Source organism: Paenibacillus sabuli, assembly GCF_014705605.1.
GTDB classification, from domain to species: Bacteria; Bacillota; Bacilli; order Paenibacillales; family Paenibacillaceae; genus Paenibacillus_D; species Paenibacillus_D sabuli.
The window spans coordinates 38,485-60,417 of sequence record NZ_JACXIZ010000035.1 but is presented as its reverse complement, the minus strand read 5'-3'; the positions used below and the strand labels follow the sequence as shown (position 1 = coordinate 60,417).

At 59.9% G+C, this 21,933-nt stretch carries 26 protein-coding genes; 8 read left to right on the top strand and 18 right to left on the bottom strand.

The genetic code is table 11. The features are described from left to right. Positions 1 to 37 precede the first annotated feature (37 nt). The 3 genes from IDH44_RS18925 to IDH44_RS18915 are packed head-to-tail and all read right to left on the bottom strand — an operon-like array spanning position 38 to position 2,138. Positions 38 to 1,111: a M24 family metallopeptidase gene (locus tag IDH44_RS18925; protein WP_190920383.1), complete on the bottom strand. Its 1,074-nt coding sequence runs from the start codon at positions 1,109 to 1,111 to the stop codon at positions 38 to 40. After that, positions 1,108 to 1,560 carry a type II 3-dehydroquinate dehydratase gene (gene aroQ / locus IDH44_RS18920; protein ID WP_190920382.1) on the bottom strand — a complete coding sequence of 151 codons (453 nt, stop codon included), beginning with the start codon at positions 1,558 to 1,560 and terminating at the stop codon, positions 1,108 to 1,110. Before aroQ ends, IDH44_RS18925 begins: the two co-directional genes overlap by 4 nt. 44 nt (positions 1,561 to 1,604) lie before the next feature. After that, positions 1,605 to 2,138 carry a YqhR family membrane protein gene (locus IDH44_RS18915; RefSeq protein ID WP_190920381.1) on the bottom strand — a complete coding sequence of 178 codons (534 nt, stop codon included), beginning with the start codon at positions 2,136 to 2,138 and terminating at the stop codon, positions 1,605 to 1,607. Positions 2,139 to 2,290: 152 nt separating this feature from the next. Between IDH44_RS18915 and IDH44_RS18910 the strand changes: the two genes are divergently transcribed. Together IDH44_RS18910 and IDH44_RS18905 are read left to right on the top strand one after the other, a co-directional pair. Further along, the gene (locus IDH44_RS18910; protein ID WP_190920380.1) at positions 2,291 to 3,289 is read left to right on the top strand and encodes a DUF1385 domain-containing protein; all 999 of its coding nucleotides are present in this window, start codon (positions 2,291 to 2,293) and stop codon (positions 3,287 to 3,289) included. 16 nt (positions 3,290 to 3,305) lie between these two features. Then, positions 3,306 to 3,635: a hypothetical protein gene (locus IDH44_RS18905; RefSeq protein WP_190920379.1), complete on the top strand. Its 330-nt coding sequence runs from the start codon at positions 3,306 to 3,308 to the stop codon at positions 3,633 to 3,635. Between the two features lie 113 nt (positions 3,636 to 3,748). On the opposite strand, the gene mntR is transcribed toward IDH44_RS18905, so the two are convergent. After that, the gene (mntR, locus tag IDH44_RS18900; RefSeq protein ID WP_190920378.1) at positions 3,749 to 4,171 is read right to left on the bottom strand and encodes a transcriptional regulator MntR; all 423 of its coding nucleotides are present in this window, start codon (positions 4,169 to 4,171) and stop codon (positions 3,749 to 3,751) included. Between the two features lie 160 nt (positions 4,172 to 4,331). On the opposite strand from mntR, the gene splB reads away from it, so the two are divergent. Continuing rightward, positions 4,332 to 5,396, top strand: coding sequence for a spore photoproduct lyase (gene splB / locus IDH44_RS18895; RefSeq protein ID WP_190920377.1), 1,065 nt, complete (start codon positions 4,332 to 4,334; stop codon positions 5,394 to 5,396). Positions 5,397 to 5,400: 4 nt separating this feature from the next. On the opposite strand, the gene IDH44_RS18890 is transcribed toward splB, so the two are convergent. The 10 genes from IDH44_RS18890 to IDH44_RS18845 form a co-directional block, all read right to left on the bottom strand. Then, on the bottom strand, positions 5,401 to 6,114 hold the full coding sequence (locus IDH44_RS18890; RefSeq protein WP_190920376.1) for a cytochrome c biogenesis CcdA family protein: 714 nt from the start codon (positions 6,112 to 6,114) through the stop codon (positions 5,401 to 5,403). 76 nt (positions 6,115 to 6,190) lie between these two features. Next, the gene (gene metG / locus IDH44_RS18885) at positions 6,191 to 8,206 is read right to left on the bottom strand and encodes a methionine--tRNA ligase (RefSeq protein WP_190920375.1); all 2,016 of its coding nucleotides are present in this window, start codon (positions 8,204 to 8,206) and stop codon (positions 6,191 to 6,193) included. A gap of 345 nt (positions 8,207 to 8,551) precedes the next feature. Then, a complete protein-coding gene (gene yidD / locus IDH44_RS18880) occupies positions 8,552 to 8,779 on the bottom strand; it encodes a membrane protein insertion efficiency factor YidD (RefSeq protein ID WP_190920374.1) in 228 nt (75 codons plus the stop codon). Positions 8,780 to 8,856: 77 nt separating this feature from the next. Then, positions 8,857 to 9,960 (bottom strand): Gfo/Idh/MocA family protein, encoded by a 1,104-nt coding sequence (locus IDH44_RS18875; protein WP_190920373.1) that lies wholly within the window; start codon positions 9,958 to 9,960, stop codon positions 8,857 to 8,859. Further along, positions 9,957 to 10,955: a helix-turn-helix domain-containing protein gene (locus IDH44_RS18870; protein WP_317890217.1), complete on the bottom strand. Its 999-nt coding sequence runs from the start codon at positions 10,953 to 10,955 to the stop codon at positions 9,957 to 9,959. Before IDH44_RS18870 ends, IDH44_RS18875 begins: the two co-directional genes overlap by 4 nt. Further along, positions 10,952 to 11,941 (bottom strand): Gfo/Idh/MocA family protein, encoded by a 990-nt coding sequence (locus IDH44_RS18865; RefSeq protein ID WP_190920372.1) that lies wholly within the window; start codon positions 11,939 to 11,941, stop codon positions 10,952 to 10,954. The genes IDH44_RS18870 and IDH44_RS18865 overlap by 4 nt, the downstream gene beginning before the upstream one ends. A gap of 217 nt (positions 11,942 to 12,158) precedes the next feature. Continuing rightward, positions 12,159 to 14,006, bottom strand: coding sequence for a stalk domain-containing protein (locus tag IDH44_RS18860; RefSeq protein ID WP_190920371.1), 1,848 nt, complete (start codon positions 14,004 to 14,006; stop codon positions 12,159 to 12,161). A gap of 269 nt (positions 14,007 to 14,275) precedes the next feature. After that, positions 14,276 to 14,494 carry a hypothetical protein gene (locus tag IDH44_RS18855; protein ID WP_190920370.1) on the bottom strand — a complete coding sequence of 73 codons (219 nt, stop codon included), beginning with the start codon at positions 14,492 to 14,494 and terminating at the stop codon, positions 14,276 to 14,278. Positions 14,495 to 14,572: 78 nt separating this feature from the next. Next, on the bottom strand, positions 14,573 to 14,779 hold the full coding sequence (locus tag IDH44_RS18850) for a hypothetical protein (RefSeq protein ID WP_223869820.1): 207 nt from the start codon (positions 14,777 to 14,779) through the stop codon (positions 14,573 to 14,575). Between the two features lie 96 nt (positions 14,780 to 14,875). After that, positions 14,876 to 15,328, bottom strand: coding sequence for an Hsp20/alpha crystallin family protein (locus IDH44_RS18845; RefSeq protein WP_190920368.1), 453 nt, complete (start codon positions 15,326 to 15,328; stop codon positions 14,876 to 14,878). A 203-nt stretch (positions 15,329 to 15,531) separates the two neighbouring features. Here IDH44_RS18845 and IDH44_RS18840 point away from each other — a divergent pair, with 203 nt between their 5' ends. Genes IDH44_RS18840 through IDH44_RS18820 form a run of 5 tightly spaced genes read left to right on the top strand, consistent with a single transcriptional unit; the run spans position 15,532 to position 17,372 of the window. Beyond that, positions 15,532 to 15,759, top strand: coding sequence for a spore germination protein (locus IDH44_RS18840; RefSeq protein WP_190920367.1), 228 nt, complete (start codon positions 15,532 to 15,534; stop codon positions 15,757 to 15,759). After that, on the top strand, positions 15,756 to 15,965 hold the full coding sequence (locus IDH44_RS18835; protein WP_190920366.1) for a spore germination protein GerPB: 210 nt from the start codon (positions 15,756 to 15,758) through the stop codon (positions 15,963 to 15,965). The genes IDH44_RS18840 and IDH44_RS18835 overlap by 4 nt, the downstream gene beginning before the upstream one ends. Before the next feature lie 13 nt (positions 15,966 to 15,978). Continuing rightward, the gene (gene gerPC, locus IDH44_RS18830; RefSeq protein ID WP_190920365.1) at positions 15,979 to 16,689 is read left to right on the top strand and encodes a spore germination protein GerPC; all 711 of its coding nucleotides are present in this window, start codon (positions 15,979 to 15,981) and stop codon (positions 16,687 to 16,689) included. After that, a complete protein-coding gene (locus IDH44_RS18825; protein WP_190920364.1) occupies positions 16,690 to 16,914 on the top strand; it encodes a spore gernimation protein GerPD in 225 nt (74 codons plus the stop codon). It abuts the gene before it with no gap. Further along, positions 16,911 to 17,372: a spore germination protein GerPE gene (locus tag IDH44_RS18820; RefSeq protein ID WP_190920363.1), complete on the top strand. Its 462-nt coding sequence runs from the start codon at positions 16,911 to 16,913 to the stop codon at positions 17,370 to 17,372. Before IDH44_RS18825 ends, IDH44_RS18820 begins: the two co-directional genes overlap by 4 nt. A gap of 399 nt (positions 17,373 to 17,771) precedes the next feature. Here IDH44_RS18820 and dgoD read toward each other — a convergent pair whose 3' ends face one another. The 4 genes from dgoD to IDH44_RS18800 all read right to left on the bottom strand — a co-directional run bounded on the left by dgoD (position 17,772) and on the right by IDH44_RS18800 (position 21,892). Next, positions 17,772 to 18,920: a galactonate dehydratase gene (dgoD, locus tag IDH44_RS18815; RefSeq protein WP_190920362.1), complete on the bottom strand. Its 1,149-nt coding sequence runs from the start codon at positions 18,918 to 18,920 to the stop codon at positions 17,772 to 17,774. 55 nt (positions 18,921 to 18,975) lie between these two features. Then, complete coding sequence (locus IDH44_RS18810; protein WP_223869819.1) at positions 18,976 to 19,674, bottom strand: FadR/GntR family transcriptional regulator; 699 nt, start codon at positions 19,672 to 19,674, stop codon at positions 18,976 to 18,978. A 567-nt stretch (positions 19,675 to 20,241) separates the two neighbouring features. Further along, complete coding sequence (locus tag IDH44_RS18805) at positions 20,242 to 20,745, bottom strand: hypothetical protein (protein ID WP_190920360.1); 504 nt, start codon at positions 20,743 to 20,745, stop codon at positions 20,242 to 20,244. Positions 20,746 to 20,758: 13 nt separating this feature from the next. Beyond that, positions 20,759 to 21,892 (bottom strand): eCIS core domain-containing protein, encoded by a 1,134-nt coding sequence (locus IDH44_RS18800; RefSeq protein ID WP_190920359.1) that lies wholly within the window; start codon positions 21,890 to 21,892, stop codon positions 20,759 to 20,761. Positions 21,893 to 21,933 lie beyond the last annotated feature (41 nt).

Here is a 21,933-nt window from a genome sequence, read left to right as displayed (position 1 = left end):
TAAGTTCGATTGCACCCGTCAGCCGAGCGTCAAAGCTCTACACTTGCAAAAACGCCTTCGGCGTCGAGGTAAGAATGGAAATGCCCTGTTCGGTAATGACGATGTCGTCCTCAATCCGCACCCCGCCGAAACCCGGGATATAAATGCCCGGCTCGACCGTCACCGTCATCCCGGGCGCCAGCACCGTATCGCTCAAACGGGACAATCTCGGCGATTCGTGAATCTCCATCCCGAGGCCATGCCCGGTGCCATGGCCGAATTGGTCTCCATAACCATACCGCGTGATGATATCTCGCGTCAAGGCATCCGCCTCGCGTCCGGTCATGCCCGGGCGGATGTGCACCAGCGCATGCAGCTGCGCTTCGAGCACGATCTCGTAAATTTCACGATGCCGCGCCGTGGGCGAGCTTCCCAAGTATACCGTGCGCGTCAAATCCGAGCAATAGCCGCGATACAGCGCGCCAAAATCGAACTTGACGAATTCCTCGGCCTGCAGCTTGCGGTCGCTGGCTACGCCATGCGGCAGCGCCGATCGTTCGCCGGAGGCGACGATCGTATCGAACGACGACGAGGTCGCGCCCCGACTCCGCATATACACTTCCATCTCCAGCGCGAGGTCGCTCTCGCGCATGCCCGGCTTCGCCAGCTGCGTCACATAGGCGAACGTATCGTCAGCGAGTTGCGCAGCCTCTCGCATCACGGCCAGTTCGTCCGCGTCCTTGAACATCCGCAGCTGCTCGACGACGCCGCCGACCGGCTCCAGAACGATGCCCCCCAGCGCCTTGCCCCATGCGGCGTAGAGGCTGTACGCGACATGGTCTTGTTCGAATCCGACGCGCGTGATGCCCGCTCCCGCCAACAGCTCGGCGATCGTGTCGATCGGCTGTGCCCCGTGCTCGACGACCTCAAAGTCCGCCGCTTCCTGCGGGGCCTGTTCCATATAGCGAAAATCCGTCAGCAGCCAGCTCTGCGATTGCGTCACCAGTGCATAGCCGGACGAGCCCGTGAATCCGGTGATGTAGCGGCGATTGACGGGATGCGTAATCAAGAGCGCCTCCAGACCTCGCTGTTGCAGCTCTTGCCGCAGCTTAACCAAGCGTTGTGCAGTCATGTTCGTTCCTCCTTGGGCCCCCAATAGCGAATCAGCGCATCCAGTGCGAGCTCGTAGCCGTGCGGCCCGAATCCGGCGATCTGGCCCTTGCAGACCGCGGCCGTCACGGAGCTGTGCCGAAAAGCCTCCCGCGCATGGATGTTGGACAGATGCACCTCGATCGCCGGAAGCCCGACCGCAGCCAGCGCGTCCCTCAGCGCATAGCTGTAATGCGTCAAAGCGCCGGGATTAATGATAATGCCGTCCTTGCGGCCGAACGCCGCATGAATGGAATCGATCAGCACGCCTTCGTGGTTGGACTGAAAGCATTCGATTGCAATGCCGCGCGCCGCTGCCGCATCGCTCAGGCCCGCCTCGATGTCCGCCAGCGACGTGCTGCCGTAGATGCCCGGCTCGCGGGTACCCAGCATATTCAGATTCGGACCGTTAAGGACCAATACCGTGCGCATGCCGCACCTCCTTATTTCACGCCTCATTCTACCATAAATCGGCATCAATTGAGAAGCGTCTGGCGGACCTGCTCCGTTGCCGCATTTTCCTTCGGCTCACGCGATGCCTCGTCATGGTATTCGAATACAATGCTATAGCCGATAAACAGTCCCCAGAGCAAAAATAGACAAGCGTCCGTGAAGATCGAATTCCAGCCGATCCGCCGCACGCTCTCCATCATGCCCAGCGGCGGACCGACGCCCAGGAACAGCGCCGCCCACCAGAGCAGCCCGTAGCCGAGCGAAGCCCATGGGCCGCGCACGCGTCCCAGCACAAGCTTGTATACAAAAGCTGCCACGATGGAGAGCGCGATAAACGCGCCCCATCCGATCAGGTGGCCCCATAATCCCTTCAAAAAGGCTTGCTTAAAAAAAGGCTCGACTAAAAATCCGGGCAACACAGACGTGAAATTCAGCTCGTACAGCCCCCAACGCAGCAATCCCCATATGACGCCTGCACTGAGGCCAATGTAAAGGCAAAATTGAAAAGCGGGCGTCTTTTTTCGGGGGTGATCGCCTTGCACCGGCTGTATGGACATGAGCGCCCCTCCTTTAGCTTCATTGTCGTCTCTGGCAACTAGTATGCGCCCGCACGTCCGAATCATCCGGCGGCGTCAAGCGCGATTGGCAAATCAAGCTCGAATGAAGTACAATATTAATAAGAACCTAAACGAGGCAGGTGAACCGATCCTTGTCGCAGCAATCCAAGAGCATTTACGGCGGTCAAGCCGTAATCGAAGGCGTCATGTTCGCCGGCCGTCATGTCAACGTCACGGCCGTGCGTCGCAAATCCGACGAGATCGTCTATTACGAAGTGCCCAGAACCTCCAGGAACTGGGTGCAAAAATTGAAAAAAATCCCGCTTGTTCGCGGTGTCGTCGGCATTCTCGAATCGAGCGCGAAAGGCTCGCAGCATTTGAACTTTTCGGTGGAAGCCTACGCCGAGGACGAAACTGCGGAAGAAGAGGCGAAAAAGACCGGCGCCGAGCCTTCAAAAGCCGAGGAGCCGAAAAAGGAAGAAAAATCGGTCTGGAGCCTTTCCATGATTGTCGGCGTCGCCGTCGCTGGCGTCATCTCCTTCATTCTCGGCAAGCTCGTTTTTACGCTTGTGCCCGCGGCCGTCGAGCAGCTGTTGTTCGGCCGGTACTTCGAGAACATCGTGATTCATAATTTAATCGAAGGCGCCATCAAAATTGCATTTCTGCTGACGTATTTGTACATCATATCGCTGACGCCGATTATTAAGCGCCTCTTCCAGTATCACGGCGCCGAGCACAAGGTGATCAGCGCGTATGAGGCCGGAGAAGACCTGACGGTGCGCAACGTGCAGAAATACAACACCTTGCATTACCGTTGCGGCAGCAGCTTCATCGTGCTCTCCGTCATTGTCGGCGTGATCGTGTACTCGTTTTTCTCTTGGGACACGATGTGGGAGCGCATCTCGCTGCGGATTCTTTTGTTGCCGCTCGTGCTCGGTCTTTCTTACGAAGCGCTGCGCTTTACGAACTCGCTCCGCGATACGCCCGTGCTCCGCTACCTCGGGTATCCAGGACTCTGGCTGCAAAAATTGACCACCAAAGAACCGACTGACGAGCAGGTCGAGGTATCGATCGCTTCCTTTAACCGGATGCGCGAGCTGGATACCCAATATGCCGGCGAGACGCAAGCATTGGGCCGCTCCGTCAGCTAAGAAAGGATGAACAAACATGCGCAAGCTTCATCCCGCAGTCCTCGTCGTTGTCGCGCTTGTGATCATCGGCATTGCTGACATGCTATTCAAGTCGCCAGGCCGGCTGCTGCTGCCAGTGGCAGTGCTCGGCATCATCTTCCTGCTGTACAAGTTCGGTCCGGGCCGGCTCCTCGGCGGAGGATCGAGGCAGCGCGACAAGCCCGGCGCCAAGCGTAGCTACCAGTCGGCTCAAACTCAACAAGCCGCGCGGCAGCGCAACACCCGGTCCAAGCCCGACCGCAAGCGCCTGCCCTTCCGCGTCATCGAAGGCGGCAAGGACAACGACGATTTGCCCAAGTATCACTAAGCATTTCCCTCTCGCTCCATGCTGTTAGCGCAACGCAAAAAGTCTTTTCAAGTCTGCGACTTGAAAAGACTTTTTTTCGCACTTTTTCACATGCGTATACGAACCGCTACAGTTTAATCGTTCTCAATCTCGTTGCGAATGCGCGAGAGCTCGTCCTGTCGCTGCGCGTCCGATTCGAAATACGCGACCAGTGTCTCGATGCACGTAATCGAATCCCAGCTCAGATGATGCTCGATGCCTTCCACGTCGCGGTAGATGTTTTCCTCGTGCACGCCGATGATCGTCAAAAACTGCTCCAGCAGCTGATGCCGATCCACCAGACGTTTGCCCATCTTCTTCCCTTTATTCGTCAATACGAGACCGCGGTACTTCTCGTAGATCAGATAATTGTCCTTGTCGAGCTTTTGAATCATTTTGGTAACGGACGAGGGATGAACCTCCAGCCCTTCGGCTATGTCGGAGACGCGCGCGTATCCTTTTTCGTCAATCAGCTTATAAATTCGTTCCAAGTAGTCTTCCATGCTAGGCGTCGGCATCGAAAGGCTCCCCCCAACTTGCTTTCTTCTCTAGTCATCATACACTGTCCGACACCCCAGCCGCAACCTGAGTCCCAAAGTTACCATGGCTGAACGGTGTTGTGCCGGTCAACACTATACCGAAACGACAACCATCCTTTTATATTGGAGGCATCCAAAAATGGCCACACCTGTAAAAGAACGCGCCAAGCCGCGGCCGACCGCCGAATTTACGCCGGAGCTGGTCTATGTCGAACCGGGGGCCCTTGAATACCCGAAAGGCGCCGAAATTTTTGCTTGGGTCAAGGAATCCGGCATTCCTTACCGCATGACCACCTCGCACAATCGCATTACGAACCTGCCGGGCGAAACCGAGCTGGAGCAATATAAGATCGCCAAGCGCACCCTCGTCATCGGCGTACGCAAAACGTTAACCTTCGATCAGTCCAAGCCGTCGGCCGAATATGCCATTCCCATTGCGACCGGCTGCATGGGCCACTGCCATTATTGCTATCTTCAGACGACGCTGGGCGCCAAGCCCTATGTGCGGGTCTACGTCAATCTGGACGAAATCATGGAGGCCGCGCGCGGGTACATCCAGGCGCGGGAACCGGAGCTGACCCGCTTTGAGGCGGCATGCACGTCCGATCCCGTCGGATTGGAGCCGATTACCGGCAGCCTGCGCCAACTGATTGAGTTCATGGCGGATCAAGAGCACGGCCGCCTGCGCTTCGTCACCAAGTTCCACCACGTGGATTCGCTGCTGGATGCCAGACACAACGGCCACACCCGCATTCGATTCAGCGTCAATAGTCACTATGTCATCAAGCATTTCGAGCCGGCGACCTCAAGGTTCGCCGAGCGTATCGAGGCCGCGGGCAAAATTGCCGCCGCCGGCTACCCGCTGGGCTTCATCATCGCGCCCATTATCTGGTACGACGGCTGGCAAGACGGCTATGCCGAGTTGATTGCAGCGTTGGCCCGGTCCCTGCCGCCGGGCGGCGTGCCGAATTTGACGTTCGAACTGATTCAGCATCGCTTCACCAAGACCGCCAAGTCGGTCATTGAGCGCCGCTACCCGCGCACCAAGCTGGAGATGGACATTGACAAGCGCAAATACAAATGGGGGCGCTGGGGGCAAGGCAAATATGTCTATCCCGACGAGCAGGCTCATGCCTTGCGCATGCATTTGACGGAGCAAATTTTCGCTCATTTTCCCGGAGCGACGATTGATTACTTCACGTGATGCCTCAACCCATCCAGGACGGCGCGAATTGGTTGAGCCAGATCGTCAGTCTCGTCATGCGGTCGGTGAGCAGCAGTAGGCCCATGACGAGCATCACGGCGCCGCCGAGCTTCATCGCGGCCCCGGAATAACGCGTCAGCCAGCGCGCCCCGCCGACAAAATAAGCGAGCACGAAAAACGGCAAGGCGAAGCCGGCCGCATATGCGCTCGTTAGCGAGAACCAGGCGCCAGGGTCGCTGCCGATCATGCCCAGGATCATCGTCAGAATCGGTCCGATGCAGGGCGACCAGCCGGCGGAAAAACCGATCCCCATAATCAAGGAGCCAAGCAGGCGGACCCTGACCGGCCCGAATCGAAGCTTGCGCTCCTTCATGAGCGCTTGCGGACGAAAGAGGCCGAGCAAAAACAACCCGAGCACGAGCATCAAAATGGCCGAAACCCGCCGGATATGCGCCTGGTAGTCGGCGAACCAGTCGGCGAAAACATTGGTCCCGTATCCGAGCGTATAAAAAACAACCGAAAAACCCAACAAAAAAAACAGCGTATGTACTAAGGTGCGCATGCGCGCACTGCCGCTGCGTCGCTGCAGGCCGGCGCGCAGCTCCGTCACGGATATGCCGGTAATATAGGACAGATAGGACGGGTATAACGGCAAGCAGCAGGGCGACACAAACGAGGCGACGCCCGCTCCGAACGCAATCCAAAGGGTGAGATCCACGTTGCGCCTCCTTCTTCAAAGACCCTTCTCATCCTTACTATGCATATGCTTGTTCGGAGCGGGTTACCCCGCTTTTTTATTTGACCCGCGCGCCGCTCGGCATGCCCTCCGGCACCGTCGCCAGCGTCAATTGATCGCCGTGCGAGGCCGCCAGGATCATCCCCTGGGACAGCTCGCCGCGCAGCTTGACGGGCTTCAGATTGGTGACGCAGATGACCTTGCGGCCGATCAGCTCCTCGGGTTTGTAGAACTTGGCGATGCCCGAGACGACCTGGCGCTGCTCATCGCCGAGCTGCAGCTGCAGCTTCAGCAGCTTATCCGCTTTTTTGACGGGCTCGGCCGCGACGACGTCCGCCACCCGCAGCTCCAGCTTGGCAAATTCGTCGATTGTAATTTCCGGCAGCTGCTCCGACTCCGCTTGCTCAGCGGACGAGGCGGCCTTTGCCGGTTCGCGGTTTTCCGCGGCTGGCGGGGTCATTTGAGCAGCGATATAGGCGACCTCCTCCGCTGCGTCGATACGCGGAAAGATCGGTTCGCCCTTGCCGACCGTCGTGCCTGGCGGAATGACGCCGAACGTTTTGGTGCTATCCCAAGTGCTGAGCTCGCCCTCTGCAAGACCGAGCTGGCGCAGCATTTCTTGCGGCGAGCGGGTGAAAAACGGCTGCAGCAGCACTGCGGCGATCCGCAGCGATTCTGCCAAATGGACCATCACGCTGCCCAGCTTGCCTTGCTCGGCTTCATCGCGCGCCAGCACCCACGGCTGCGTCTCGTCGATGTATTTGTTCGTCCGCCGGATCATCTGCCAGATCTCACTGAGCGCAATCGAGAACTCCATGCTCTCCATCGCCGCTTCGACCTTCTCTACCGTCGTAGCGACCTGCTCTGTCAGCTCGCGGTCATAGGGCGTCGCGTCGGGCGTGTAGGCCGGCAGTCGACCGTCGAAGTACTTGCCGATCATCGCCACGGTGCGATTGAGCAGATTGCCCAGATCGTTGGCGAGATCGTAATTCAGCCGCTCCACGAAGTTCTCGGGCGTGAACGTGCCGTCCGAGCCGAACGGCACCTCGCGCAGCAAATAATAACGCAGCGCGTCCAGCCCGTAGCGCTCAATCAGCATCAGCGGATCGACGACGTTGCCCTTCGACTTGGACATTTTGCCGTCCTTCATCAACAGCCAGCCGTGCGCAAACACTTTTTTGGGCAGCGGCAGATCGAGCGCCATCAGCATGATCGGCCAGTAGATCGTGTGAAAGCGCACGATCTCCTTGCTCATCAAGTGCACGTCGGCCGGCCAAAAGTCGCGGAATCGCGTGTCGTCGTCGCTCTGGTAACCGAGCGCGGTAATATAATTGGAGAGCGCGTCGATCCACACATAGATGACATGCTTGGGGTCGCCCGGCACCGGCACCCCCCAATCGAATGTCGTACGCGAGACGGCGAGATCCTCCAGTCCCGGCTTGATGAAATTGTTGATCATTTCGCGCTTGCGGGATTCCGGCTGAATGAAGTCCGGATTGTCCTCGTAATAGCGGAGTAGCCGGTCCGCGTACTTGCTCATGCGGAAAAAGTAGCATTCCTCCTTGACCAGCTCGACGGGGTGGCCGCTGTCCGGGCTTTTGCCGCCGGTAATCCGCCCCGCCTCGTCGCGCTCGATGTCCTCAAGCTGCGTCTCTGTATAATACGTCTCATCGGGAATGCTGTACCAGCCCTCGTATTCGCCCTTGTAGATATCCCCCTGCTCGACGAGTCGCGCGAAGATTGCCTGCACCGCCTCGGTATGACGCTTGTCGGTCGTGCGGATGAAGTCGTCATTGCTGATGTCCAGCTTCTTCCACAACTGTTGGATGCCTGCGACGATGCCGTCGACGAATTGCTGCGGCGTCTGCCCCTTCTCTTTCGCCTTTCGTTCGATCTTCTGGCCGTGCTCGTCGGTGCCCGTCAGATACCAGACGCGGTAGCCCCGCAGCCGCTTGTACCGGGCCATGGCGTCCCCGGCTACCGTCGTATAGGCGTGCCCGATATGCAGCTTGTCGCTCGGATAATAGATCGGCGTGGTCAGATAAAATGTTTTTCCGGCATTTTCTTGTGTCATGCGCGCGTCCCTCGCTTTTCGCAAATTTGGCAACAAAAAAACTCTCCTCCCCATGGGACGAGAGCCAGTGCTCACGCGGTACCACCCAAATTCCCTCCAGCCTTGCGGCTTGGAGGCTCAGGCGCCGTAACGCTACATACGGCGCGGCCGTTAACGTTGGCCTGCACGTCCGCCCTCACTGCGCCTCTGCGCAGCTCAAGACCGGAATCCTCCGGGACCATCTTCGGAAGCCGCCGCCTGCCGGTTCACAGCTGCTCCGGCTCTCTGGGAGGTGCCCAGCTTCTTACTTATCCGTTCATCGGATGCTTGGTATGCTTCAAAATATACCAAGTCCGCATCCCCATGTCAAGGCGGCGGCGAGGCGGGCGGCACGGGATCGAAGCCGCCGGGATGAAAGGGATGGCATTTGCAGATTCGCTTGGCCGACAGCCAACTGCCCTTGAACGCGCCGTGCGTCTCAAGCGCCTCGAGCGCATAGGCCGAGCAGGTCGGATAGAAGCGGCAGGTCGGCGGCTTGAGCGGCGAGATGAAGCGCCGGTAGAAGCGCACCGGAGCCTGAAGGGTCCTGCGCATCGTCCTCACCTCCGAATATCTCCATCATGCCGCAATTGCCGCCCGCCGTCAACCTTGTCCGGCCCCTCCTGCGCGCGCTAGCTCGCGCCAGCGGAATCGCCCAGCAACGGCAGCTCGATGGCCACTTCGCGCCGCTGCTCGGAGGAGCGCAGCACGCCGTCGATAATCGCCTGCTGGATCAGAATTTGCTCCCCGGGAATCGGCGCCGGGCGTCCCTCGCGAATCGCGTCCGCAAAATCACGCACCTTCTCCAGGAACAGATCCTTCTGATGGGCAATCGCCGGCACAGGCGTCTGCGTCTGCAGCCCCATCAGATCGTGATACAGCGTCATCGAGCCGACACTGCCGTCCCATACGCCGGACCAGTTGCCCGTCCCGTGCGGCGTCACCTTGAGGCCGCCCTCGGAGCCGAGGAACATCGTCGCGCCCAGCGTATCCATGTGCATCGCCCAGGAGATCTTGAATTGCAGCACCAGATCGCGCTCGAAGCGCACCATCGCCACGCCGAAATCCTCGACGTCAAAGCGGTCCGCCTCGGGGTGGTACTTCGGATTCGTACCGAAATGGTTGGACGTATAGGCCGACACGGACACCGGCTTCGGATAGCCGAGTGCATTGAGCGCCATATCGAGCGAATAACAGCCGATATCGGCCATCGCGCCGGCGCCGGCCAGCTCCTTGCGGATGAAGGTGCCGCCCGGCATTCCCCGTCTGCGCCCGCCGCCGGTCTCGACGTAGTAGACGTTGCCGAGCTGTCCGGATTGGACAATCTCCTGCACCAGCTTCATATTCGGGTCGTAGCGCGGTTGAAAACCGATCGTCAGCATGCCGGGCGACACGCGCGCCGCCTCCACCATCTCGATCGCCTCGTCCAGCGTCACGGACATTGGCTTCTCCAGCAGGACATGCTTGCCGGCCCTTAGCGCGTCGATCGTCAGCCGGTGATGCGCCGCATTGGGCGCGCAGATGCTGACGCCGTCGATGTCGGTGCTTAGCAGCTCGCGATGATCGGTATAGGGCTCGGCCTCGAGCTGCTCCGCCGCGACGAAGCCGGCCGCTTTGCCCGGCACGATGTCGGCCACGCCGACAATGGCCGCGCTCGGAATTTGTTTGTAGGCGCGCGCATGGGCGTGAGCGATGCCTCCCGTGCCGATGATCCCGATCCGAATCTCGGATGTCATACGTTGTTCACTCTCCTGTCTCGGGTGACGGGCTCGGACCGGCGGCTGCCGCCGGCGAGCTGACGGCGCTGCTTGTACTGCCCCGGCGTCAAGCCCAGCTTTTTTTTGAAGACGTAATACAAGTAATTGCTGCTCGAAAATCCGTGCTCGGCGGCGATGCCTTCGATCGGCGCCGCGCCTTCGGTCAGCGCCTCGCATACCTTGTCCAGCCGGTACCCCTCCAGGTAGCTGCTGAACGAATCGCCATGCTGCTCGCGGAAAATACGCTGCAGTTGACGCGCGCTGATCTGCAAGCGTTCGGCGACCTCCTGCAAGGTGATCGGCGCGGCATAATTGTCCTGTATATAGGTCGAAGCCAGTCGAAAGCGATGCGCGCCGAGATTGTTGGCCGGCGGGGGCGCCGGGCTCGAAGCGGCTCCGGCGGCGCGTACGGCGCGCAGCATCATCTGCAGGACGGCCTGCTTGATCGTCGTGTAGTAGCCCGGCACGCCCTCCTGCCAGGCGCGATAAGCCGTGAGGAACCAAGGCATCGCCCGATGGTCGTCGGTCAGGACGCTACGCGGAAAGCGCCGCAGCGCCTCCATGCATTCCTCGGCCTCGCGGATCTCCAGCTCGTCGCCCCACGCCTCGGTCTGCATCAATGACGCCTCGAGCGGGACGATATCCAGATGCAGACACAGCTCGTACATCGCCTCATGCGGATCGGAATACTGCTCGTGCATGACGCCGGGACCGGTCAGATACATCTGGCCCTCGCGCAGCTCGAAGCGTTCGCCCTCCAACAGGACGACGCCCTTGCCGCGCGGGATGAAGTGAAATTCATAATCCGAATGCTTGTGGTATCGGACGACCTTGCCCGGCGGGAAGGACGTCAGGTGACAATGCAGCAGACGAATGCCGTAGCGGCCCCATCGAAACTGCAGCGCCAGCTTGTCAAGCGCATCCATTCGCTCCTCCATCATCCGGTAAGCGAATGGACTCGATACCGGATTCACTGCTCGAGCTCGCGCAGCGCGACGACGCGCTGCTCGGCTGCGGACTTGACCGACGCTTCCATCAGCTTGGTCAGATCGATCGCCATCGCGATATTGTCAGTCGCTTCCGTACCGTTCTCGATATGCCCGACCCACTGGTCGAAGGCCGGCGGCAGCTTGTCGGCCAGCGGCAGCGTCTCCCATTCGTTCGTGCGGCGCTTGGAGCGGACCTTGAGCTCGTTGCCGCCGATGCCGTAGACGAGCGAGCCCTCGGTGCCGTCGATCTCGATGGAGAACGGCGCGTAGGCGTTGACGAATCCGGCCTCGACGATACCGATCGCCCCGTTCGCGTAATGCAGCGAATTGACCGCATTGTCCTCGACCTCGCGCCCGGTGAAGCGTCCGTAATTGGAGCTGACGGCCTCCGGCAAGCCGAGGAAGAGCCGTGTCAGGTACATCGGGTGACAGCCCAGATCGATCATGGCCCCGCCGCCGGTCTGCTCCGCATTGTAGAAATGCGCCGGCAGCCAGTCGGCCAGCGAGCCGTCATGCGACAGCCGCACGCGCACATGCGTCAGCTCCCCGAATACGCCCTGCTCGATCAGCGGCAGAATCGTCTGCGTATAGCCGTCGTACAGCCGCGGCAGCGACACCGTCAGCTTGACGCCCGCCTGCTCGACGTCGCGCAGGATCGAGTTGACCTCGCGCAGCGTCGGCGCGACGACCTTCTCGGTGAAGATATGCTTGCCCGCGCGCGCAGCCTTGCCGATCACCTCGTGATGCATCGAGGTCGGCGCGTCGACGATTACCGCGTCGATCGACTCATCCGCCAGCAGCGCGTCCAGATCGTCGTGGAACGGGACGCCGAGCTTGCCCGCCGCCTCGCGCCCGCGCTCCGGCAGCTCGTCCCAGACCGCGACAATTTCCGTCCCCGGATGCTGCTGGGCCAGCTTCGTATAATCCCAGGCGTGTACATGCCAATAGCTCAATTTTGCAACTCGTATCATCGGATAATCGCTCCTCGCACTTCAAATATACGACACGAGTATAACTTACCATAACCAAGCCGTACATGATAATGAAATTTAATGACATCAACACTATAAAATTGCGACAAGCGGCGGCGAGCCCTCCAGAATCCAGGCCAGATTAAAGGAAAAAAAACGACTTCCAGTGAAAACTGAAAGTCGGTTATATGCAGTCCTGGCCTTTATGCGATCAAGCTCAGGATTTGGCTTCCGGCATCGGCAGGAAGATCATTTGGATCGGCATGTTGCTGCCCGAAGCGAGCATGAAGCTCAGTTCGACTTGCTCGGTCGTGTTGCCCGATCGATAGAGCACCCCGGCTTCCCAGGAGCCCTTCAGGATGCTGTTCTCGGTCGTGCTGACGATTTTGTCGTTGACCAGGAACGCGCCGGCATAGTGCCCGCCGCGCGGATTGATCGCAATGACCGTCCGCGGCGCAACCGTAATGTTCATTTTGTACATGACGCCAAAATTGCCATTGTTCATTTCGTACGTCCCGGTCATGCGGTCTTCGCCGGTCAGGTAACGGTCCGACTTGCGTCCGCCGAATTCGATACGCTGCCCCGTCGCTCCGATCGTGCCGTCGATGCGCAGCACCCGGTCCGCTCCGGGGAACGTGCCGCGCACGTGAGTCTGGTCGCGCGCCAGCGGCTTAAGCTGCGGCAGCGCTTCTAGCGGATCCTTAGTCGAATCGACGACGAGCACCTTGTAGGCGATGTCCTGGTTGGACAAAATATCCGCGTAGGCACTCACGATCTGGCCGGGCTTGATCGGCACGCGGCTCAGATTCGGCATGATCAGCTTCGATTCACCCGGCGCAAGCGTAATCGTCTCGTCATCAAGCGGATCAAGCCACGATTTCATGAAGCGCGACGATGCAAGCTTGCCGCCTGTCGATACGTATGTGTTGGGTCCGCCGATGCCGAAGGCATCCATCGTCAGCGACGCGTAGGTCGCATTTGGATTGGTGGCCAGCACATACAAGGTCAGGTTCTTGTCGCTGTCGTTCTGATTGTGGAACAGGAATCGCGTCTGCCCGGACACCGTATCCTCATACGCGACGCCCTCGCCAAGCAAGCGCTCAGGGCTGTTGCTGTGAATCAGGTTCGTATCCTCCGGCTCGATGTCGAATCGGACCTCTTCGAGATCCAGCACCGAACGCGCCGAGATCGGGAATTTGTCCCCGGTCGGTGTGAACAGGCGGTAAAAATCGTTCTCGTTGTAAAGCACTTCTTCCGTAACGGTGATGACCTTGGTCGCGGTATGTACCAGTCCTTCGCCGTCCTCGACCTCAAGCTCGATCTGGTACGTGCCGGCCTGGAAAAAAGCGGGTTCGTTAGACGTCCAGGTGCGGCGTACGATATCGTTCTTGTCATCGGTGCTCAGATCGCGGTAATTGACCGGCTCGCCGATGCGGTAGGTCGATTTGTCGGTCGTAAAGTTGGCGACCGGCGGTTCGTTCGGCTTTTCGACGTGCACGCTCACGCTGTACGGCTCGCTCCATACGCCGCGTTCGTCCATGACCCAGCGGGTCACGACATAATCGCCGGGCGCTGTGAATACATCCTGGCGACCCTCCCAGCGCTCGTCAATGATTGCCCCTCCCGGGCTCTTCGATTGATCCGTATACGTAACAGTTGTCTGGCCGGCGAAGATCTCCTCGGGATCGACCGTGAAGTTGGCGGTCGGTTCAAAGCTCCATCGAAAGGTCATGACGCCGTTCTTGAGCGTCAGTGCGCTGCCGGTCAGATCGGCCCACGTCCGCAGCGGCACCATCATGTACCCGTTCTGAATGTAGACTTTGCCAGATGACTTGATCGACTCTCCATTGACCTGGATGTAAGCCGTATCCGGCGTGAAGCGGAACTCCAGTCCGCCGCCGGTGGCGATCGATTCCTTGGTGCTTTTGTCGTACGAGACGCGGAAGTTGTAGAGCTCCGCAATCGTACGGAAAGGCAGGTACGACGCGCCGTCTTTGAAGGTAACCGGTTGAACGGCTTGGACCGTCTGGCCGTTATGCATAATGAGATCGTTGTTTTTCATCATAATAAGCTCTTCCGAAGCAGACTGCGCGGAAGCGGTTTCTGCTTGCCAGCCGGTGAGCGGTGCTGCGAGCAAAGAGGAAATCAAAAGGCCTTTTGCGATCATACGGGTCCATTTAGGGTTCGACAATTTCATGCATGTTCTCCTTTGCGCCGGGGGCGTTAAAAGCTGATTTGGCGAGGCGCCATGACCGTTTTGACGCGAATGGAGAGTTAAAAGTTGCGAAGCCTTATTCATTCGACAAACTTTTGTCACATTCAAAGGCAACCGCGTCACCCGTTGATGCGCATATCGGCCAAAAAGCTGACCGCCATCAACACGAATAACAAGCCGGCCAACATTCCAAGTCCAAGCCGAATGCGCCGCAGCCGGTGCAGCCTGGACTGTGCTTCGCCGCGCCGCTCCGCTTCGCCGACGGCGCGGTGGCTGAATAGGGCGGTAATCAAGACCGCAACAAAAACCAGGTTCAGCGAAAACCATAAAATTTGCACGCGCTTCCCTTCCCTTCGTCCCGCTTTAAATTCAAAAAGCCGCCCGTGACGGGCGGCTTTCGCCTTGCCAGGCCGCTGCTACAAATACCACTGGTTCAAAATAAGACCAAACGCTACGCTGCTGAAGACTGCTCCGGCGAAGGAATACCAGCCTACCCGGAAACGCTTCTCGAACATGCGCAGAATGCCCAAGCTGAGCAGTCCAAAAATCAACAGGATAAACACCACGCCGAGCAGGAACAGGCTGGCGGGAACGTCGCTTACATTCACTAGTGACACGAACATACACTCCCTTGGCGTTCGATTGCTTGCCCCCATTATATAGGATATGCGCCCGTATCGCCAGTCGGGAACTCGCACAAATGTGTGACAACCCCGGCCTTATTGCCCCCGAATAAACGCTTCATGATACGTCGGATCGACCGGACGTTTGCGCAGCTTCACCTGCAGGACCCCCGCGCGCAGCAGCGCGCGACATGAACGGGGCTGGACCTGGCAAGGCAGCTTGACACGGATCGGCTTCTTCCCGTCCTCCCGCTCCAGCTTGATCCGATCCGCCCGGACCAGCAGGCGGAGCTGATCGCGTCTGACCCCTTTGTCGAGCTTGAAGCGCACGAATACAAAATGATGCGTTTCATAGCAATCTTCTTGCTCCACGTTCGAACGGTCAGCGCGATGCAGCCGCGGAAGCGACTGCTTCATGGCCTGGCTGACCATTTTTTCGACCCACTGCGGCTCGCGCATCATTTCCTCGGTCGCCTCGAGTCCCTTGCCCGCCAGCCAGCGCTGGAGCTGCTCCCAGTCCAGCGGTCCGCCGTTGCCGAACATCGACATCCGCCCACCTCCATCCGTTCATTGATCAAAGCCTGTATCTTTGCTTGCGAGCGAACGGCACCCTTCGCTCGCCTTTGCTTCATTGTATGCGCCTGGCGCCGACTGCGATACTTTGGCCGCTGTCGGACGCAGAGTCACGTCTGGGCGCATACCGCATAAGATGTTAGCACGCGCTGCGATATAGAAGGATGTGAGGTGGCTTTATGCCTGCAGTAGTCGGATTTGTCAATATTGTCAGCATCGGTTCGAGCGGAGTGGTGCAATTCGGCGACACCCTCGAGATCACGCCGAGCAGCACGACCAAAACCTATGCGGGATCCGGCTCGTTCCTGACCGGAAGTCTCGCCAATGCCAACAACGCGCTCAGTTCGACGAATACGATCGACCCGGATATCCAGGACAGTTCCTCCAATGAAGTGAATGTCCCATGAATTTCACAGTCTATCAGACGATCTCGATTCATCAGTTGCGCGTGGATAGCGTATCGAATTCATCGGTGCTGCAGGTAGGCAGCGCCGGCTCGCTGCGCGCGCTGTCTCAGCTTTACAATACCGGAGGCTTCACCGGGCCCGCGCCGGAGCTCGGCGGGAACAGCCCGCTGTCCTTCGTACCGCTCCCCAGTCCGCCTCCGCGATAGCAGGTGATCGACGATGGAGCCTCCCCTGACGTGGCAGGACTGGGCGCAGCGCGTACAGCAGCAGTTGTACGCGCAAGCGCGTCAGATTGAAGCGCTGAAGCGCGATATGACTGAAATGCAGCAGCAGTTCCAAGCCATAGGCGAGCGCCCCACCTATCGGGTGGATCGACTGGAGTACCACTTCGATCAATTGAAGGTGGAAACGCTGGAGGGCACGCTGAATATCGGCATGACACCGCCGAGCGGGTCCGAGCTCGGGCAAGAAATCGAGCAAATGACTGTGCCCCAGCCGAACGCGCCACAGACCTCGACGGTTGCTTCAGCCTCGCCGCAGACAACCCCCGACCAGGACGCGCGGCACACAGCGCCGCAAGCGGCGCTGCGCGATGCCGAGCGCCAGGCGAGCGAGCATTTGAGCCGGGAGGGCCAGGCGACGCTGGAGGAGTATGCCCGGGCACGCGGACTCGCACTTGATCCGCACCACTGCCGCCTCATCCTCGGCGATGTGGGCCGGCAGTTGGGGCCGCGCGTGCGCTATTATATCGAGCAAATCGTGCAGCGGCAGCCAGATGTCGCGGGCGACCGCGAGGCGCTCGCTAAGCAAGCGGCGGCCTATACCGCCGCCGACATCGACAAGGCGCTGCGCCAGTATGTACAATCTTTGCGGGAGCAGGGCGCGACCGGGAATCCGGCGGAGACCGGCAGCAATCGGGAGGAATCGTAAATGCGGATGGATGTGACGAATCATCAACTCGCCGTCGGCAGCATCGAGCTGACCGGCGTAGCCAGCGCCTCGCTGCTGCAGGTCGGCGACAGCGGCGATGTGTGCCTGCAGTCGATGTTCGATACCCCGCCGGAATCGGTCATCGTCGGCCCATTGGCGCCGCTGGGCGAGCCGGTCGAGGTATCGACCGGTCCCGGTACCGAAGTCGAGGAGCCGGCCCCTTGAGCGCTCATCCCGGATGGCAGCCGGACTGGCCCCCGCGCATCTCGCGCGTCGATCGGCTCGAGGTGATCGCGCTCTCCTATTCAAGCGTGGTGCAGCTCGGCGATCACGCGACGTTCGCTCCGCGGCTCCAGGCCATCGCGGTCCAGCGCGAACTCGATCATTCCGCCGCCGGAGAGGCGGAGTTCGAAGCGTATGCGATGTTTTCCGAGCCCTATCCGGAGCTCGATGCCTTTGCCTGGCTGAGCGAATCGGGCTCCGGCATCTGCGAATCGGTGGCGATGCGCCGTACCCAGGTCTGCCCGGATATTCAGGTCGGCCGGATCGTGACGCTCGGCGTCAGCAACGCCTCGCTGCTGCAAATCGGCTCCTCCGGCGCGAGTCGGGCCGACTCGCGTATCAAGCATATTCGCCAATACGCGCCGCCGGGCCCGCCCGAAGCGAGCCCGGACGTCCCGTAGGGTGTGTAAGCTAACTTCTAAGGAATCCCCTAAGTTGCCCCAGACTGGGTTGCATTCGCACCCTCGGGCACCCGCCCGTTTTGCACGCCTCGGGACATTCGTCCATAACCATGCGCCTTGCAAGGCATACATTAGCAGTGTGATCTAACCCGTCACAAACCAAACACTCAGGAGGTATGTACTGTGGGATATCCGGTAGCAGGTGCAGGTTGCGGTGGTCCTGGGGTCGGCGGTCTGTGGACCAGCACAGGTGCAATTCTTGTGCTTTACATTCTGCTGGTCATCATCTTGCGCGGAACGGGCATCTGCTAGTACGCGCTTAAACGGTCAACTACACCCTTACGGCCCTGCCGCAGCGCGGCAGGGCCGTAAGGCATTAAGCGATGGCGCACACGCGTTCTACCATTCCGCGATGGAACCGTCCGCCAGTCGCCAGATCGGGTTGCGCCAATCATGGCCGGCTTGCGCCAGCTCGCGCACCTTCTCCTCGTCCACCTCAATCCCGAGCCCGGGCGCCTCGAGCCGCTTGACGTACCCGCCCTCGTATGCAAAAACGCCGGGATCCTTCAAATAGTCGAGCAGGTCGGACCCTTGATTGTAATGAATGCCCAGACTCTGCTCTTGAATAAAGGCGTTGGGCGTGCAGAAGTCAAGCTGCAAGGAAGATGCCAGCGCAATCGGACCGAGCGGACAATGCGGAGCAACCGCCACGTCGTAGGCCTCTGCCATGGCGGCGATTTTCCGCGTTTCCCAGATGCCTCCGGTATGGCTCAAATCGGGCTGGATGATGTCCGCTCCGCCCTGCGCCAGCAGCTGCTTGAAGCCCCAGCGCGTGTACATGCGCTCCCCGGTCGCGATCGGAATCGTCGCATGCCGCGACAGCTCCAGCAGCGCTTCGTTGTTTTCCGGCAGCACCGGTTCCTCGATGAAGAGCGGCTTGTACGGCTCCAGCTCCTTCATAAGCACCTTTGCCATGCCTTTGTGGACCCGCCCGTGGAAGTCGATGCCGATACCGATTTCGTAGCCAACCGCTTCGCGAATTGCCGCCAGGCGAGCCACCGCTTCCTCGACCTTGACCGCCGAATCGATCCAGTCCATCTCGGCCGTTCCGTTCATTTTGAGCGCCGTGTAGCCCGCCTCGACCTGCTGACGCGCGGCGATTGCCGTATCGGCCGGCTTGTCTCCGCCGATCCAGGCGTACACCTTCATGCGATCCCGGACCGCTCCGCCGAGCAGTTCGTAGACCGGTACCGAGAGGCGCTTGCCCTTGATGTCCCACAATGCCTGCTCGATGCCCGAGATCGCGCTCGTCAGAATCGGGCCGCCGCGGTAAAAGCCCCCGCGATACAGCGTTTGCCACAGATCTTCAATGGCCCCGGCAGGCTTGCCGATCAAATATTCGGCCATCTCCTCAACGCAGGCGCGCACCGTCTCCGCCTTGCCCTCCACGATCGGCTCGCCCCACCCGTAGTAACCATCATCCGTCGTAATTTTGAGAAAAAGCCAACGCGGCGGTACTTTGAACAATTCCAGCTTCGCAATATTCATCCGATGAATTCTCTCCCTTTGTACAAAGTATTGACTGTCGTTTTACTGTCGGCCTTTACTGTGAACCCGACTCGGCCTTGCGGAACCGGTCCAGCATCTCGCCCACATGATGCCGCATCAGCTCGCGGGCGCGATCCGCGGCGCCCTCCGCCACCGCATGGGCGATCAAGATATGGTAGGAAGCTGCCTGCTCGCCCATGCCCGGCCACTTCATCGAACGGCGGCGACTGTCAAGCAGCAGATCGCGTATCATGCCCATCATTTGCGCTGTGACGTCATTGTGCGCCGCATCGGCGATCATGCGGTGAAAATCCAGGTCCTCTTCAAGAAAGTCCCCGCCGCTCTGCTGCTTGCGAAGCATGGCCTTGGCATTGTCGATCAGCGCCAGGCGCTGGACCTCGCTGGCGCGCACTGCGGCGAGCGCCGCAAGCTCCGGCTCGAAGATCAGGCGCGATTCGGTGAGCTGCACGAGCGAAGCTTGCTCCAGATGCGCCGGCCACGACAGTCCACGGCCGGCAGCAGCCTGCTCCGTGACCGGCGGCGGCGAAGCGACGAAGGTTCCCCGCCCCTGCTCTACGCGCAGCACCTTCTGCTTGCCGAGAATCCGCACCGCCTCGCGCAAGGTCGATATGCCGACGCCCAGCTGCCTCGACAGGTCGTCAAGCGGAGGCAACTGATGCCCGGCCGCCCATTCGCCTTCGGCGATTCGACGCCGGATTTCGTCGTAAACGGTCTCATACGCCAACTTCTTCAATTTGCTCCTCCTATTGCAGCGGCAGCCGCTTCTAGCCATATGATAATTCATATGATGAATATATTATAAAGTAAATTCATCATATGAATCAAGCGATAATTACGTATTTACCGGAGCAAGTGCGGGTCGACTGGAGTCAGGTGGGCTAAAGCGAACGGGGCTCGGGCGAAGCGTGCTGGAACCGGTTGGGCTTCGGCCAGGGGCCAGATGGGCTGGGCCCCGGGGCTTGAGCCCGGCGTAATGGGGCGAGGCCGGCTCGAGTCAGGTATGCGGGGGCGAACTGGAGTATGACGGGTACGCGCGGACGAACGACATGGGTAACAACAGCCAGCTTTAATGGACATCAGCGACGCTTAGCGGGTGTTTTCATGGCGTCCATCCGCTATTTCCTCCGCTAAGCGCTCCTCATGACCGTTACACGACCAAGGTAGCCAAAAAAAGGCGCTAAGCGTCTCCCTTGTCCGCTACAACCCAAACCTCAGCTGATATTCGTCAAAAAGCGCGCGATAGCTCGCAAGCTCCTCGCACGTTTTTGCGCTGTCGCACGCTTTTGCCGACAGGCGACGTTCAAGCGCTTTGCTCACGAATGGTCGGCTGTTCCCGCGTTTCCAACGCCAGAAGCCGCCCGCAATCGCAGAGGATTTCACGGGGACGCTTCACATTGTTTTGCGATGCGCTGTCCAAACTGGTGCCGCAAGCGGGGCAGCTCAGCGTGAAGCGGATTCTGCCCCAAGTGGGCAAGGCCGGCAGCGCCTCGGCAATCTCAAGCGAATACTGCACCCGCTCCTCGCGTTCAAGTCGGACCTCGCCCGTAGCCGACGTGTGCGTTTTCTCTCCAAGCGGCGCTTCCTCTACCAATTTGCCGGTCAGTCGACCGGCATACGTGTGACCGGCGCTGCGGCATCTGCCCCGCTCCGCGGTGAATCGCACGGTGCGGTCGCTTTCTTCGCAGCGCGGACAATCCAGAGCCAGCTCCAGCGATTCGGCGTAATCGACCTTCACCCCGGCGGTCAGTGCGAGTCTCGCCTCTACGAGCAGGCTCGTTATGTTCGATTCCGATGCTTCGCTCATCGCCATTCCTTTCTCAGCCTTCGACCACAGTGATGCTGCCTGTAGCGGGCGGATTTGTGGCGGCCGCTGCTTTGACTTTGTCGAGCGTGCCCTTGGGCACCGAGGCCGGCCGGAAATGGCCCGACTCGGTCGTGACGGCGACCGTGTAATGCGTCACATTTTTATCCGACTTCCAACCGCCGCCTTCGTCCACTGTCTCCTTTTTGGTGCGTGACGAGACTTCGAGCGTTCCCGCGCTGGTAACATCCGGGTCGCCGCCCGCCAAGGTCGGGTGCGGAAGCTTTTCGCTGGTGCGATCGGCCCGATGAATCGTGCCGCCCAAATGAATATACATGTGCTCCGCGCCGTTTCCAGCCAGCTTGGTCAGATCCCTCGCATTCTTCAGTGTGTCTGTTGAGAGCTGATTATAATCGACGAAGCGGTCCGATTGGATCGAATCCACAAGATCCGCCTCCTTGTCTTCCTTCGTCGGGTACCGGTGCCTCAAAATATTTTTGTATTCGTCCAGCATATCCGGACTGAACATATTGTCGCGTTCGCGATGCATCAAGTCACCTGCCACCGATTCCGCGCGCGTCAGGATGCGCTGGATCGGCAGCTTGCCCGCTCCTCGCAGCGGAGCGGCGCTGACCTGCTGCTGGATGCCGCTTGCCACATCGGCACGATTGGCCTGATCCCCCATCCGGTCGGCCTCGCGCTCCAGCCCTGGATCGTCGTTGAGCGCTTGCCCGCCAGCCAGTGTCGAGGTCGGACGGACGCGGCCTTGCTTTTGCTGGACGATATGCCAGGCCTCGTGCGGCAGATGCTGCTCCTGACCCGGGGCGATATGGATCTGGTTGCCCTGCGCATACGCCAGCGCATCGACCTCGCGCGGGCGCGATGAATTTGTATTGACGCGTACGTCTGACAGGTCGACGCCGCCGAGCTGCTCCATGTTGGCCTTGAGATGATCCGGCAGACCGGTGCGGTTCTCCTCCCGGCGCTGCAGCATCCCCGCCATCGCCTGATTGCCGACGGCGCTGCCGAGTTGCAGCAGTTGAGCCGTCCCGCTCTGCAGCTCGGACTGCGGCCCGGCATTGCCGCGCATGAGCGGGCGCTCGCTCTGCCCCGGTGCGGTGCCGCGGCGATTGACATGCTCTGATGCCATCCCTTTCCCTCCATTTACTCGCAAGATCGCATTGCTTCGAT

Excerpts from the sequence above, each read along its gene's own strand:
- IDH44_RS18915 (WP_190920381.1), bottom strand. The coding sequence starts at position 2,138 with ATGTCCATACAGCCGGTGCAAGGCGATCACCCCCGAAAAAAGACGCCC.
- IDH44_RS18840 (WP_190920367.1), top strand. The coding sequence starts at position 15,532 with ATGCCTGCAGTAGTCGGATTTGTCAATATTGTCAGCATCGGTTCGAGC.
- metG (WP_190920375.1), bottom strand. The coding sequence starts at position 8,206 with ATGACACAAGAAAATGCCGGAAAAACATTTTATCTGACCACGCCGATC.
- IDH44_RS18825 (WP_190920364.1), top strand. The coding sequence starts at position 16,690 with ATGCGGATGGATGTGACGAATCATCAACTCGCCGTCGGCAGCATCGAG.
- IDH44_RS18835 (WP_190920366.1), top strand. The coding sequence starts at position 15,756 with ATGAATTTCACAGTCTATCAGACGATCTCGATTCATCAGTTGCGCGTG.
- IDH44_RS18905 (WP_190920379.1), top strand. The coding sequence starts at position 3,306 with ATGCGCAAGCTTCATCCCGCAGTCCTCGTCGTTGTCGCGCTTGTGATC.
- IDH44_RS18850 (WP_223869820.1), bottom strand. The coding sequence starts at position 14,779 with ATGTTCGTGTCACTAGTGAATGTAAGCGACGTTCCCGCCAGCCTGTTC.
- IDH44_RS18800 (WP_190920359.1), bottom strand. The coding sequence starts at position 21,892 with ATGGCATCAGAGCATGTCAATCGCCGCGGCACCGCACCGGGGCAGAGC.
- IDH44_RS18805 (WP_190920360.1), bottom strand. The coding sequence starts at position 20,745 with ATGAGCGAAGCATCGGAATCGAACATAACGAGCCTGCTCGTAGAGGCG.
- splB (WP_190920377.1), top strand. The coding sequence starts at position 4,332 with ATGGCCACACCTGTAAAAGAACGCGCCAAGCCGCGGCCGACCGCCGAA.
- IDH44_RS18845 (WP_190920368.1), bottom strand. The coding sequence starts at position 15,328 with ATGTCGATGTTCGGCAACGGCGGACCGCTGGACTGGGAGCAGCTCCAG.
- aroQ (WP_190920382.1), bottom strand. The coding sequence starts at position 1,560 with ATGCGCACGGTATTGGTCCTTAACGGTCCGAATCTGAATATGCTGGGT.
- yidD (WP_190920374.1), bottom strand. The coding sequence starts at position 8,779 with ATGCGCAGGACCCTTCAGGCTCCGGTGCGCTTCTACCGGCGCTTCATC.
- IDH44_RS18860 (WP_190920371.1), bottom strand. The coding sequence starts at position 14,006 with ATGATGAAAAACAACGATCTCATTATGCATAACGGCCAGACGGTCCAA.
- IDH44_RS18865 (WP_190920372.1), bottom strand. The coding sequence starts at position 11,941 with ATGATACGAGTTGCAAAATTGAGCTATTGGCATGTACACGCCTGGGAT.
- IDH44_RS18875 (WP_190920373.1), bottom strand. The coding sequence starts at position 9,960 with ATGACATCCGAGATTCGGATCGGGATCATCGGCACGGGAGGCATCGCT.
- IDH44_RS18925 (WP_190920383.1), bottom strand. The coding sequence starts at position 1,111 with ATGACTGCACAACGCTTGGTTAAGCTGCGGCAAGAGCTGCAACAGCGA.
- dgoD (WP_190920362.1), bottom strand. The coding sequence starts at position 18,920 with ATGAATATTGCGAAGCTGGAATTGTTCAAAGTACCGCCGCGTTGGCTT.
- gerPC (WP_190920365.1), top strand. The coding sequence starts at position 15,979 with ATGGAGCCTCCCCTGACGTGGCAGGACTGGGCGCAGCGCGTACAGCAG.
- mntR (WP_190920378.1), bottom strand. The coding sequence starts at position 4,171 with ATGCCGACGCCTAGCATGGAAGACTACTTGGAACGAATTTATAAGCTG.